Origin of the sequence: Paenibacillus urinalis (genome assembly GCF_028747985.1) — a bacterium.
Lineage (GTDB): Bacteria > Bacillota > Bacilli > Paenibacillales > Paenibacillaceae > Paenibacillus > Paenibacillus urinalis.
The window spans coordinates 588,172-601,581 of sequence record NZ_CP118108.1 but is presented as its reverse complement, the minus strand read 5'-3'; the positions used below and the strand labels follow the sequence as shown (position 1 = coordinate 601,581).

Sequence of the window (13,410 nt, the reverse complement as noted above, 5' to 3'; positions counted from 1 at the left end):
TTACTCATCCCCTTCCGCATACAGCCAGCAGCGGCACTTCTGTCCGTCCAGCTTGAACAGTGAAGGCTCCTGCTCCTGACAGATCGGCATCACCTTGCTGCATCTTGGAGCAAACCGGCAGCCCTTCGGCATCTCATGTGCGAGCGGAACCGAACCCGGAATGGTCTCCAGGAACTCTACTTCTTCTGACAGCTCAGGAATCGAGTTCATCAGACCGACCGTATACGGATGCTTCGGATTCTCGAACAGCTCGAATTTCTCGGCTTCTTCGACGACCTGGCCCGCATACATTACGATGACCCGATCACACATCTCTGCCACGACACCAAGATCATGTGTAATCAGCATGATGGATGTATTCGTCTCTTCCTTCACTTTCTGCATAAGCTCCAGAATCTGTGCCTGAATCGTTACATCCAGCGCCGTCGTAGGTTCATCGGCAATAATCAGCTTCGGCTCACAAGACATGGCCATGGCAATCATCACCCGCTGCCGCATACCGCCGGAGAGCTGGTGCGGATATTCTCCGTAAATTTCCCCCGCACGCGGCATACCGACCGCCTTCAGCATTTCGATGGCCCGCTCCTTCGCTTCCTTCTTCGATACCTTCCGGTGCAGCAGGACGGCTTCCTCGATCTGATGACCGACGGTTTGAAGGGGATTCAGCGATGTCATCGGCTCCTGAAAAATCATCGCGATATCATTGCCCCGGATCTTCTGCATTTGCTTCTCCGAAATATCCAGCAGGTTGTTTCCTTTGAATAAGATTTGCCCCTCCGAGGCTCCATTTCCTGCCAGAAGCCGCATGATGGACAAGCTGGTCACGCTCTTGCCGCAGCCGGATTCGCCCACGACGCCCAGTGTTTCTCCTTCTTTTATGGAGAAGTCCACGCCATCAACGACCGCGACTTGTCCATAATCAGTCTTAAACCGCGTTCTTAGCTGTTGTACATCTAATATAGTTGTCATGGTTGACGGACCCCCCTTTCTATTTCCTTGCGCGCGGATTCAGGAACTGCTGCAATCCATCGCCAAGCAAGTTAAATCCAAGTACAACGACGAAGATCGCCAGACCCGGATACAATGTTGCATAAGGTGCTACACTCATCAGACTTTGTGCCTGATTCAGCATACTTCCCCAAGATGGCGTCGGCGGCTGCACACCCAGTCCCAGATAAGACAGAGAAGCTTCAGCCAGAATTCCACTCGCCATCGTCAAGGTCGCCTGAATAATGATGGGTCCCAGTGCATTGGGCAAAATATGTCCAAAAATAATGCGTCCGTCCTTCGCCCCTACCGATTTGGCTGCATGCACATACTCCATGTTGCGGAGACTGAGCACCTGTCCTCTTGTAATCCGTACAAAGGTAGGTGCAAAGCCGATACCGATCGCAAGCATCGCATTACCGAAGCCGGCTCCAAGAACAGCCGAGAGTGCAAGGGCCAGAATGAGGAACGGAAAAGCTTGAAACGAATCGACAATCCGCATGACGACCCACTCGTCCCAGAACCCCCGGTAATAACCGGTGAGCAGTCCAATCGGTACCCCGATGCAGACGGCAATGGCTACAGACATCAAGGCTGCTTTAATAGAAATCTGTGCTCCGTATACGACACGGGAGAAGATATCCCGGCCCAGATCATCCGTACCGAACAGATGCTCACTGCTTGGCTCCTGAAGAATTTTGTTATAATCCTGCAAATTGGGATCATAAGGAGCAATGGAGCTCGCAAATACAGCTGTTACGATAAGAATAAGGATAATGAGTGTACCTAGGACACCAAGTCCGGATTTAAAGAACTTTTTGAACTTTTTCATCCGTCTATGCCCCCTTACCTGATTTGATACGAGGATCAATGACCGCATAGAGCAGATCCACGATGATGTTGATCACGACCACGAGAAGCGCCGATACGAGAATCGCGCCCTGTACCGTTACATAGTCACGTTTAAACACAGATTCTACAATCAGACGGCCGAAGCCCGGGATCGAGAAGATGGACTCGGTGATGACAAGACCGCCGATGAGTCCAGCTATAAGAATACCGGAGCTTGTCACGACAGGAATCAAGGCATTTCGCAGCACGTGCTTGAATATGGTTGCCCATTCATTGAGACCTTTGGCCTTGGCTGTACGGACAAAATCCATATTAACAACCTCAACGAGCGAGGAACGAAGCATCCGCATCAGTTCAGCCGATTCTCTAAGTCCGGTTGCAATACAAGGAAGAATAAGTGCTAATAGATTGGCCTTCCAATCGACTGAAAAAGGAACGTATCCCGATGAAGGAAGCCAGTTATTTTCAACGGTAAAATAAATAATGAGCATCATGGCGAGCCAGAAACTCGGAATACTCATGCCGCCAAGCGCTCCAAAGGAACTGAGATAGTCGATCCACGTGTTACGTTTAACTGCGGCAAGAATCCCTGCGGGTACTGCGATCAGCAATGCAACGATAAAGCTTCCGATCGTCAGCTGTATCGTGGCAGGCAGCCGCTGTGCGATGAGTTCACTTACCGGTACATGATCTGTAATCGATGTCCCCAAATCTCCTTGAAGCACATTGCCAAGCCAGGTAAAGTACTGCTGTACAATGGGCTTGTCTAGGCCAAGCTCCGCCCTTAAACTGGCTAGCGCCTCCGGTGTAGCCTCTTGACCCAGAATGACCCGGGCAGGATCACCCGGTATGAGATGGATCAAGGAGAAGGTCATGATCGACACCAAGAACAGAATGGGGATCGCGAGTAAAATACGCTTTAATACAAACATCATGAGCTCTCTCTCCCATTTTGGTTTATTTCAGAATTGTGCATGATTGACTGTGCTAAATCTTCATTATGAATGACACAAGAAAGCGAAATTTGAATTCCGCTTTCTTGTTGTGTTAGAGTGTTATTTTGCAGGCTGAGAAAGGGATTATAGGCTTTAGAGGTGAGATGCTAAACATCCTAGATTCCTTTTCTTCAGCTGTTATTGAATATCGAGGTTCGCTGTACGGATGATGCCGTCAGGAATGTAGGTAAAGCCCTGTACTTTGTTCGATACACCGAATTTATCGTAGTTATGATAGATGTAGACATAGCTTCCGTTCTCATGAACGATATCCATCGCCTGCTGGTACAGCTCTGCACGCTTCGCTGTGTCCTGCTCCGCACGTGCGGCAATCAATACTTCATCAAGCTCAGGCTCGGAAATACGCCCTTGGTTGTTCGGCATGCCCGTTACGAGGAAGTCATACACGTTCTGATCCGGATCGATCCGGCCAGACCAGCCTAGTTGCATCGCTTCGAAGTTCCCGCTGTCGCCGTTCTCCAGCATCGTACCGTACTCGACTTTCTCAAGCTCAACGTTGATCTTGTGTGACTTCAGCATGTTCTGGATGACGGCACCAAACTGCTCATTCTCTGTCGTTGTAGAAATTTGCATTTTGAAGCTGAATCCGTCTGGCTTGCCGCCCTTTTCAAGGAGTTCTTGAACTTTGGCTGCATCGACTGCCGGAGACTTGTCCTGCTCTTCGTTGTAAGCAAGGCTGCCTGGTGCAAATGGTGTATGTGCCGGTGCACCGTATCCGTCGAACAATACTTTGACGATCGCTTCACGATCAAGAGCCAGATCAACAGCTTGACGCAGGTATTTGTTCTGCAGATCGCCTACCGTGTTATTCAAATGAATCCCCTGGAAGCCCATGTTTGCTTGGGCAACGACCGTCAAGTTCGGGTCACTTTCCACGGTTGGAATTTCTTTTACCGGAATCTCATCAATAATATCGACAACGCCGGAGCGAAGGTTCTGTACCGCCGCACTCGTGTTCGTGAACACTTTGTAGTTCACTTCGTCGATCTTCACTTCATTCTTCCAATAGTTCTCGTTCTTCTTCAAAGTCACGTGGTCACCGCTGACCTGCTCAACGAAGGCATATGGACCTGTTCCTACCGGATTCTTCACATAATTATCGCCATGCTTCTCAACCGCTGCCGGAGATACCATCATACCGGAACGATCGGATAGAACGGACAGGAATGGAGCAAATGGCTCCTTAAGTGTAATCACGACCGTTAACTCATCCGTTGCTTCCACTGTGTCAATCGGATTCAGCTCACTAACTCGCTTCGAGCCTTCCTGCTTATAGCGCTCAAGGTTGAATTTAACCGCCTCTGCATTAAACTCGCTTCCATCCTGGAAAGTGATACCGTCATGAAGCGTTAAAGTATACGTAAGACCATCTTCTGAAACGGTATATTCCGATACGAGCATCGGTACCACTTCGCCGTCCGCATTTACATCAAACAGCTTGTCATAAATACTGTTCTGTACTTGACGATCATAGAGGGAAGAGGATGACATCGGATCAAGACTTGGTGGGTCCGCCTTCAGACCAATGTTCAGCACCTTTTGTCCTGTCGTAGAGCTTGCGGCACCACCTGCATCTGTTGCTGTCTCTCCGCCGCCACCGCCGCATGCGGTTAACACAAGCAAGCTGCTCAGCACTGCGGATGACAAGAGTTTGTTCATTTTTTTCGTAAACATCTTCATGACCTCACTTTTCTATAGAATAAATTTATAACCAATCCCCTAATTAGGGACAGATCGGAATGAATAATGTGCATAATTATGCATCGAGGATAAAAAGATGAAGCTCTAGCGGACAAACTTCAACTTTGATTTGAGAACCTTGAGCTCCATGATGACATTGGTACGAGTAATGCCTTTGACTTTATTCAGCTTTTTCATTAAAAATTCGGAGAATTCATCGGTGTCCTTCGTAAACACTTGAAGCATCAGCTGATATTCACCGGTTATCAGAAGCATCAGCCTGACTTCAGGCATATCGTGAAGTGCTTCGGTGACTTCCTCCATCATTTGATCCTCTACAGCGATAAAGATCAGCGTTTCGGTTCGAATACCGGCTTTTACCGGATTGACGATCCCTACTAAGCTCAGGACACCTTCATCCTGCATCTGCTGGACCCGATGCCGAACCGTCTTCTCTGTAACGTTTAACTCTTTGGCGATTTGGGTAAAGGGTATACGGGCATTCTCTTGCAAAAATCCAACAATACCGCGATCCAGATCATCAAGACCGGAGTACATTACCCGCTGATGTTCTTCTTCAGTCACATTAGGTTCTCCTTTTTCGACTCATTTTCTCATTTCATTTCCTAATTACATAACAATAATCATTTCTTTGAGTCTATTTACGATACTTTTTCCGTGAAATGGTACGAATTTAGTTTTTCTGATAGTAAAGCAGGATGGATTTAAAATCAAGCTTTTTTCCATCAAAAATCGACATTTTTTTCATAGATGAAATTTATTAAATTGATTAATATAATTTATAACTTTTGTTTACTGCTAAATACACCACTTTTACTCTCTCAATCTCGTTTTATTAGTTTATTAAGTTAAAGTGTTATCGCATTGCACCTTTCACATAACAATGTGATGTAGATGTTAATTCTTTCTTATATTTGGAAAGCTGTACACGAAAAAAACAGGCATCATGATGATCATGACACCTGCGTCTTAATGAAGAGTATAATTGAATCCATTAACCTTCTAACTTCAGCTCAATCTGAATGACTTCGGAACGGCTGGCAATTCGAATGGGCGGTCCCCAAGAACCGAAGCCGGACGACACAATCACATGCATCTTATCCTTCAGCATATAACCCCAGTCCAGCTCGAACAATCGCTTCGTAATCCAGTGGTTGGGCGCAAATTGTCCTCGGTGGGTGTGTCCGCACAGCAGTAGATCAGCTCCCGCTTCAGCAGCCTTCTCGAAGGCATACGGCTGATGATCCAGCAGTATAATCGGCTGTTCATGATCCAGCGGCGCAAGCAGCTCGGCTACAGGAAGACGTCTCTTCGGATCTGTCTTCTCTGCAGTAAGATCCTTCCTCCCGGCAATCTGGAGGGCCCCTCCCGCTGTCGTCACCGTCTCATCCTGCAGCACCTGAATGCCGAGCAGCCCCATTTCCTCTACATACTGATCAATGTGTCCGCCATAATACTCATGATTGCCGAGAACAGCATACACTCCATGCTGCGCCTTCAGCTTCTTCATCCCTTCTGACATCTTGTTCCTGAGAAAAGGCTCAATTGAATCGTCGAGCACATCTCCGGCAAGCAGGATAAGATCCGGCTTCATTTCATTCATAATGGATACGAGTCTGCCGAGATGACGGTTTCCGACGATGTTGCCCAAATGGATATCCGAAGCGACAGCAATGCGGTATGTCTCAGACTGCCCTTCCGGACTCTTTTTGCGGACCGAAATCTCATGCTGCCTGACAATAGGACTCCAAGCGTTATAGGACCCTGCCACAAGGAACAGAACGAGCAGTCCTGCAACTAACCAGCCGATAACGGGGATATATACTGCCGATTCTACGCCTGCCATATGGCTGATCCAGCCGGCAAGGTCCGCGATCGGAAGCACGATGATGAAGAATTCCAGCAGCGCGAAATAAAATGAACCCAGCACTTTGATGAACCGCCCTGCATGTCCAAGCCATTTGATGCGCCCGATCCCGTAGCCAAGTGCAATAATCGTAATGACCAGACCCAGCCATATTAGTGAAACTTCCTCAAAATACTGCGTAAGGAACAGATAAATATTCCAGCCGATATACGTATTGATGCCTGCAAATACAACAATGAACAGCAAACTATTGATAACCATCCGTCCTGTAATCCTCATCCTGATCTCAAGGCCCCTTTATCCCATAATTCGATGTATAGCAATCTATTTTGATTGTATTATACCGATGGAAGCAAAGCCATTCCACTAAATAAACCGAGCAGCACGATGATCCATGGCGGCAGCTTCCACCAGACCAGCATAACAAACAGGACGAGCGCAAGCACGAAATCATAAGGACCACGGACAGCTGAGGTGAATACCGGATCATAAAAGGCGGCAAGCAATAGTCCGACAACGGCGGCATTCACGCCTTTTAGCGCACCTTGTATTCCACTTTTTCCTCTAAGCTGCTGCCAAAAAGGAATCGCTCCCATGATCAGCAGGGCACCCGGAAGAAATATGGCTAAGGTGAACACCACAGCTCCGATCGCTCCTTCAATGACCGTTCCCAGATAGGATGCAAACGTGAACAGCGGACCCGGAACTGCCTGAGTTAGGCCATACCCTGCTAAGAAGGAATCAGCATCAATCAGTCCTTGCGGAACCAGCTCCCTCTCCAGCATCGGAAGGACGACATGCCCTCCGCCGAATACAAGAGCTCCTGCCCGGTAGAAGCTGTCGAAATAAGCGATCCAGGATGAGCCCGTCATTTCACTGAGCAGTGGCAATCCAATGAGGAGTAGAAAGAATAGTACAAGACAGGAGATACCGAAGCCTTTTCCAATCGGAGCGTTCTCCACTGATGAGATGCTCTTCTCCTGTGCCCCCCGATACAAGTAGATGCCTGCCAGTCCTGCAGCAATAATGAGCAGAACCTGTGTGATAGCGGAAGGCCATATTACCACCAGGACACAGGCAAGCACGGCAATAGTCATTCTACTCCGATCGGGTGCAAGGCTTTTCCCCATATTCCATACGGCATGTGCCACAATCGCGACAGCAACAATCTTGAGTCCATGCATCCAGCCGATCTCGACGATGCCAGCCTGCTGCAATAAGGAAGCCGCAATAAACAAGGCGATGACAGAAGGCAGCGTAAAACCGAGCCAGGCGATGATTCCTCCAAGTAAGCCCGCCCTCATCATACCTACACCCATTCCGACCTGACTGCTTGCCGGACCCGGCAGGAAGTGACTTAACGCAACCAGATCTGCATAAGTACGTTCATCAATCCATTTTCGTCTCGTTACATATTCATTGTGGAAGTAACCGAGATGAGCAACCGGCCCTCCAAATGAGGTAAGTCCAAGCTTCAGTGCTGTTGTAAAGACCTCCCACAGCACAGCCCCTTTGTTTCGTATCGTGATCTCCTCCTTGATCATTGAATCTATGTTTAGAAGTGTTTAGCTTCGGCAATCTATGATTGAAACGCTAAGCAAACCGTAGAAATTATAGCAGTGAAGTGTTAGGACAGTGTTAAATTGCCGTTGTTGACAATAGCTAATACTTGTAACTATAATGATTACATGTTATTGTAACTAATGTAGTTACAGGACATAGTGTTACTCATTACTATTCATCAGAACGGAACCATTATAGGAGGAGAATGATATATGAACATTGGAGTTATTGGAGCAAGCGGCAAGGCAGGAAGACTCATTGCAAAGGAAGCAGCAAGCCGTGGTCACAACATCACCGCCATTGTCCGTGATGCAAGTAAAGTCTCTGAATTTCCAGTCATTGAGAAAGATGTGTTTCATATTACTGCAGAAGATGTGCAGGGCCTGGACGTTATCGTTAACGCATTTGGGGCAGCTCTTGGGCAAGAGCATCTATATGTTGAAGCAGGTCAGGCTCTTATTCGCCTGCTAAGCAATACTGACATTCGTCTTATAGTCGTTGGCGGCGCAGGAAGCCTGTATGTAGATGATCAGAGAACGACACAGCTGGTCGATACACCCGAATTCCCAGCAGAGATTAAGCCGACCGCAAGTAACGCAGCGAAGAATCTTGAAGATCTGAAGGCATCTGAAGGACTCAATTGGACCTATATGAGCCCTGCTGCATTCTTTGATCCGGAAGGTAAACGTACCGGTTCCTATCAGTTAGGACAAGACAACCTGATCCTAAACAGCCAGGGTAACAGCTATATCAGTTATGAGGATTATGCAGTAGCACTCGTGGATGAGATTGAAGCGGCACAGCATAAGCACAAGCGTTTTACAGTCGTAGCTGAACAAAGCTAATGGCTCCTATATAATGAAGAATGGAGACGCCTGTCCTAAGGCTTCTCCTTTTTTCGTATATGTAACTGACTCCATTCTAACCTTTGAATAATAAGCTATGAAATGACTTGTATGGCTTGCGGTTATAATATACTCATGTATACTTCCTATATAAGATCGTACAAAGGAGTTATCCGTTTATGATTACCAGCCGATTTTCTGTAGGCATTCATATATTGACACTGCTGCACTACAATAAGGAAGGTGTAAATACATCCGATTTTATTGCCGCAAGCGTAGGAACGAATCCCGTCGTGATCCGCAGAATTATGGGGATGCTGAATAAAGCCGGACTTGTGGAGGTAAGACCCGGGGTAGCAGGTGCCAGGCTTAAAAAAGACATTTCCGATATTACGCTGCTTGATATCTATCATGCCGTTCACGCCGTTAACGAGAATGCGCTGTTCTCTCTTCATGACTCCCCTAATCCAGCGTGCGAGGTAGGGCGCAGCATTCAAGGGAGTATTGAGCCCATCTTTACTGCCGCACAAAAGGCTATGGAGGACCAGCTTGCACAGGTCAAGCTCAGTGATATCGTAAATGATGTAGCACAAAAAACAGTTCAATAAACGAAATTAAAGCGAAAGGACAACCCGAATGATAATCGGATTGTCCTTTTTTGTTATGCCTCCAGCAGCATAGGTGTATGCTGCTCAAGTGCCGTATTCACTTTAACTTCTGAAAAAATAACATGCGTCAGCGTATTGGCATATGTCGATATCGCATCGATGAACTCCTCAATCTCATCCAGCTGGCTGACGGTAAGCAGCACCATATAGCATGACTTGCCTGCAATCCGGTAACAGGATAGCACCGTCGGATAACTCTCAATAAATGGCTTGAAGCGCTTATGGTCTCCATGCTGCAGCGTCACTTCAATGAGGCAGTCCATCGTAAAGCCAAGCTTCTTGCGATTGACCTGTATGGTATAGCCCTCAATGAGTCCCTGCTCCTCCAGTCGTTTGACCCTTTCTGTTACTGAGGGTGCGGACAGATTAACCAGCCTTCCCAGCTCTCTCATAGAGAGACGCGCATCCTTCTGAAGCTCGGTCAGGATGGACATGTCCACGCGATCTATTTTCATTTGTAAATCCAACCTCTCTTAATTCGTTCCATTTATAAAGCATTACTCTACATATACCTTAATATTGATATGCCAATAATGCAATCCACCCGATAAAATAGATATCAAGAAAGGTTGTGATTCATAATGATAGACAACGTGAAAAACCACTGCAGTCAGGCTGACAGCACGCTTGGAACGGAAACCAACACAACAGCCCAAGCTCCGTCAAAGTCCGAAAAAAACTGGATGTACTACTTCCATGAAATCCTGAAGGGTATAGCTGTATTCAAGTAACAACGATTAAACAATATCGATTCGTCATTTACACTCGAAGGCTAGGAGCCCACCATCGTCCCTCCGTTTACATGCAGAACCTGGCCTGTAACATAGCTGGAGTCGTCTGAGGCCAAATAGACGTAAGTGGGTGCCAGCTCAAAGGGCTGACCGGCACGCTTCATCGGCGTATCTGCACCCAGCGTCTTGATATACTCTGCCGGATAGCTTGCTGGCTGGAGCGGGGTCCATATCGGACCCGGGGCAACCGCATTGACGCGAATGCCACAGCCGACCAGCTGCTCGGACAAGGACCGTGTGAAGGATACCATCGCTCCCTTGGTAGAGGAATAATCAAGCAGGAGCGGATTGCCTGCATAGGCCGTAACCGAGGTTGTCGAGATGATGGAGCTCCCCGGCTTCAAATACTTCAGTGCTTCCTGTGTCAGAAAAAAGCTGGGGTAAATGTTGGTCCGGAACGTATCATCCAGCTGCTGTGCCGTAATCGATGTGATACATTCCTGCGGAAATTGTACGGCCTGATTAATGACGAGAATATCCAGCCTGCCGAAGCAGTTCGCGGTTTCGTTCACGACTGCCCGGCAGTGTCCCTCATTTCTAAGATCGCCGGGAAGCAGAAGACAGCTCCCACCATAGGCCTCCACCATTCGTTTCGTATCTTCTGCATCTTGGTGTTCATCCAAATAAGGGATCGAGACGCTGGCGCCTTCCTTGGCAAAAGCAATCGCCACCGCTCTGCCGATTCCACTATCTCCTCCTGTAATGATCGCAATCTTCCCTTTGAGCTTGCCGCTTCCTACATACCCTGGATTGTCCGCAATCGGCAGCGGGTTCATCACATACTCAAATCCGGGCTGGCGGTCCTGCTGCTGAGGCGGGAATGTAATGGGAACTTCTTCGCATTTCACTTCCTTGCCGTAGTATGGATACATGGGAATCATATATTAGCCTCCTGTTCAGCCGTTTCTACTCGGAGCATTATATGTGCCCATTCGCCCATTGGAAACTTGCTTTTTTTATGTAAAAAAGTTGTATTACCCTGCACAAGCCTGTAGTATAATAACATTGTTTTACAGAAAACCCTTTATTATCTTTGTTAAAAAGGGGGTGAATAATTGATTTGAAATATCCTTTTCAAGAATTTGAGCTTTAAGCTTCACCAATTTAAAAGCGCTTACACTAATAGAATGCGAGGGATTGCATATGGAAAGTAACTTGCAGCAACGCGAGCCTGCCAAGGCAAAACGTACTCCCGAGGAATATTCTAACATTGCTAAGTCTGCTCATTTTCAACAACTGCTTCGAGACAAGAAACGCTTTATTCTTCCCTTCACGATCTTTTTCTTCTGCTTCTATTTTGCTCTGCCAATCCTCACCTCCTACACGACGATTCTGAATACACCGCTCATCGGCAGCATTACCTGGGCTTGGGTGCTGGCCTTTCTTCAATTTGTGATGACATGGGCTTTTTGCATGATCTACTACAAAAAAGCGTCCAAATTCGATCAGCTGTCCAATCGGATCATTGATGAGGAAAAGAGAGGTGACCTATGAATACAGCTGCTTTTATCATGTTTCTCGTTATCGTCGCCGCCACACTGCTCATCACGTACTGGGCTTCCAAGAAAACGACCTCCGCAAGCGACTTCTACACCGCTGGCGGAGGCCTGACCGGCTGGCAGAATGGACTCGCTATCGCCGGAGATTATATGTCGGCTGCCTCTTTTCTTGGCATAGCGGGCATGATTGCCCTGTCCGGATTTGATGGATTCTTCTACAGCATCGGCTTCCTCGTCGCTTATCTCGTCGTCCTGTTCCTGGTCGCTGAGCCGCTGCGAAACCTGGGCAAATATACGTTTGCCGACATGATCGCCGTTCGCTTCCATATGAAGAAGATCCGGGGCTTCGCCGCCTTCAATACGATTGCCATATCCATCTTCTATATGATTGCACAGCTGGTCGGAGCGGGTGCGCTGATCAAACTGCTGCTCGGAATCGAATTTACAACCTCGGTCATTATTGTCGGTATTCTGATGACGGTATACGTTATTTTTGGCGGGATGCATGCTACCAGCTGGGTACAGATTGTTAAAGCCTTTCTGCTCATGGGCGGAACCTTCGTTATCTCGATCCTGGTACTCTACAAATTCGATTTCAGCATTACCGGCATGTTCTCACATATGACTACTGCCACGCCGCATAACGAGAACTTTCTGAATCCCGGAATTAAATACAAGGATGGGCTCGACACGCTGTCGCTGACAATGGGTCTTGTACTCGGAACGGCAGGACTCCCGCATATTTTGGTACGCTTCTTCACCGTAAAGGACGCCAAAACCGCGCGCAGCTCTGTCGTATATGCAACCTGGGTCATCGGCATTTTCTATGTCATGACGATCTTCCTTGGCTTCGGTGCTGCCGCATTCGTAGGCAATAGCGCCATCATCGCGCAGGATCAGGCAGGTAACATGGCTGCACCGCTGCTGGCACAGGCGCTTGGCGGGGACATGATGTTTGCTTTCATTTCAGCTGTAGCGTTTGCCACGATTCTGGCGGTCGTTGCGGGTCTCGTGCTCACTGCGGCTACGGCGTTCTCGCATGATTTTTACAATCAAATCTTACGTAAGGGGCAGGCGACGGAGAAGGAGCAGATGAACATGGCACGTTATGCTTCCATCGGAATCTCCATTCTGTCCATCCTGCTTGCGCTTGTCGCGCGGAATCTGAATGTCGCCTTTCTCGTCTCTCTTGCGTTTGCCGTCGCAGCCAGTGCTAATCTGCCGGTCATTCTATACACGATCTATTGGAAAAGATTCAACACCAACGGCGCCATCTGGGCCATGGTCGTTGGCCTTGTCACGTCGGTGGGCCTTGTGCTAGTTAGTCCGAACGTCATTCACCCGGAGGCCGGTAAAGCAATCTTCATGGGCGAGCCCCTCTATCCTTTCTCGACCCCGGGGCTGATCTCGATTCCGCTCGGATTTCTGGCCGGCTATGTGGGAACACTGCTGTCCCGCAAGAAAACAATAGAGGAAGACGAGCAAGCAAGCTACGACGAGATTCTGGTGCGGTCCAATACTGGACTGGATAATACGGTTTAATTGATTCGTTTTACTTATCATCCGTTTTTGTTGCGATAACCTCCGGCTGTAATGTACAGCTGAAGGTTATCTTTAATTC

At 47.9% G+C, this 13,410-nt stretch carries 14 protein-coding genes; 5 read left to right on the top strand and 9 right to left on the bottom strand.

Features of this window, described 5'->3' with window-relative positions; all coding sequences use genetic code 11:
- The 7 genes from PUW25_RS02785 to PUW25_RS02755 all read right to left on the bottom strand — a co-directional run bounded on the left by PUW25_RS02785 (position 1) and on the right by PUW25_RS02755 (position 7,967).
- The gene (locus PUW25_RS02785; protein ID WP_047911558.1) at positions 1-969 is read right to left on the bottom strand and encodes an ABC transporter ATP-binding protein; all 969 of its coding nucleotides are present in this window, start codon (positions 967-969) and stop codon (positions 1-3) included.
- A 19-nt stretch (positions 970-988) separates the two neighbouring features.
- Positions 989-1,819 carry an ABC transporter permease gene (locus PUW25_RS02780; protein WP_274338011.1) on the bottom strand — a complete coding sequence of 277 codons (831 nt, stop codon included), beginning with the start codon at positions 1,817-1,819 and terminating at the stop codon, positions 989-991.
- A 4-nt stretch (positions 1,820-1,823) separates the two neighbouring features.
- Positions 1,824-2,774 (bottom strand): ABC transporter permease, encoded by a 951-nt coding sequence (locus tag PUW25_RS02775; protein ID WP_047911556.1) that lies wholly within the window; start codon positions 2,772-2,774, stop codon positions 1,824-1,826.
- 198 nt (positions 2,775-2,972) lie between these two features.
- Complete coding sequence (locus PUW25_RS02770; RefSeq protein WP_274338010.1) at positions 2,973-4,529, bottom strand: ABC transporter substrate-binding protein; 1,557 nt, start codon at positions 4,527-4,529, stop codon at positions 2,973-2,975.
- A 111-nt stretch (positions 4,530-4,640) separates the two neighbouring features.
- Positions 4,641-5,120 (bottom strand): Lrp/AsnC family transcriptional regulator, encoded by a 480-nt coding sequence (locus PUW25_RS02765; RefSeq protein ID WP_238546343.1) that lies wholly within the window; start codon positions 5,118-5,120, stop codon positions 4,641-4,643.
- A gap of 430 nt (positions 5,121-5,550) precedes the next feature.
- Positions 5,551-6,684, bottom strand: coding sequence for a metallophosphoesterase (locus PUW25_RS02760; RefSeq protein ID WP_274338517.1), 1,134 nt, complete (start codon positions 6,682-6,684; stop codon positions 5,551-5,553).
- A 77-nt stretch (positions 6,685-6,761) separates the two neighbouring features.
- Positions 6,762-7,967, bottom strand: coding sequence for a chromate transporter (locus tag PUW25_RS02755; protein ID WP_274338516.1), 1,206 nt, complete (start codon positions 7,965-7,967; stop codon positions 6,762-6,764).
- 231 nt (positions 7,968-8,198) lie between these two features.
- Between PUW25_RS02755 and PUW25_RS02750 the strand changes: the two genes are divergently transcribed.
- A complete protein-coding gene (locus tag PUW25_RS02750; RefSeq protein WP_047911552.1) occupies positions 8,199-8,831 on the top strand; it encodes an NAD(P)-dependent oxidoreductase in 633 nt (210 codons plus the stop codon).
- A 179-nt stretch (positions 8,832-9,010) separates the two neighbouring features.
- A complete protein-coding gene (locus tag PUW25_RS02745) occupies positions 9,011-9,439 on the top strand; it encodes an Rrf2 family transcriptional regulator (protein ID WP_274338008.1) in 429 nt (142 codons plus the stop codon).
- 53 nt (positions 9,440-9,492) lie between these two features.
- Here the strand turns inward: PUW25_RS02745 and PUW25_RS02740 are convergent, their stop codons facing one another.
- Complete coding sequence (locus PUW25_RS02740; RefSeq protein WP_274338007.1) at positions 9,493-9,954, bottom strand: Lrp/AsnC family transcriptional regulator; 462 nt, start codon at positions 9,952-9,954, stop codon at positions 9,493-9,495.
- A gap of 126 nt (positions 9,955-10,080) precedes the next feature.
- Here PUW25_RS02740 and PUW25_RS02735 point away from each other — a divergent pair, with 126 nt between their 5' ends.
- A complete protein-coding gene (locus tag PUW25_RS02735; protein ID WP_274338515.1) occupies positions 10,081-10,230 on the top strand; it encodes a hypothetical protein in 150 nt (49 codons plus the stop codon).
- 41 nt (positions 10,231-10,271) lie between these two features.
- Here PUW25_RS02735 and PUW25_RS02730 read toward each other — a convergent pair whose 3' ends face one another.
- Positions 10,272-11,171 (bottom strand): SDR family oxidoreductase, encoded by a 900-nt coding sequence (locus tag PUW25_RS02730; RefSeq protein ID WP_090725600.1) that lies wholly within the window; start codon positions 11,169-11,171, stop codon positions 10,272-10,274.
- A gap of 262 nt (positions 11,172-11,433) precedes the next feature.
- On the opposite strand from PUW25_RS02730, the gene PUW25_RS02725 reads away from it, so the two are divergent.
- Positions 11,434-11,784, top strand: a complete 351-nt coding sequence (locus PUW25_RS02725; RefSeq protein ID WP_274338006.1) for a DUF485 domain-containing protein — start codon at positions 11,434-11,436, stop codon at positions 11,782-11,784.
- A complete protein-coding gene (locus tag PUW25_RS02720; protein WP_047911547.1) occupies positions 11,781-13,331 on the top strand; it encodes a solute symporter family protein in 1,551 nt (516 codons plus the stop codon). Before PUW25_RS02725 ends, PUW25_RS02720 begins: the two co-directional genes overlap by 4 nt.
- Positions 13,332-13,410: the final 79 nt, after the last annotated feature.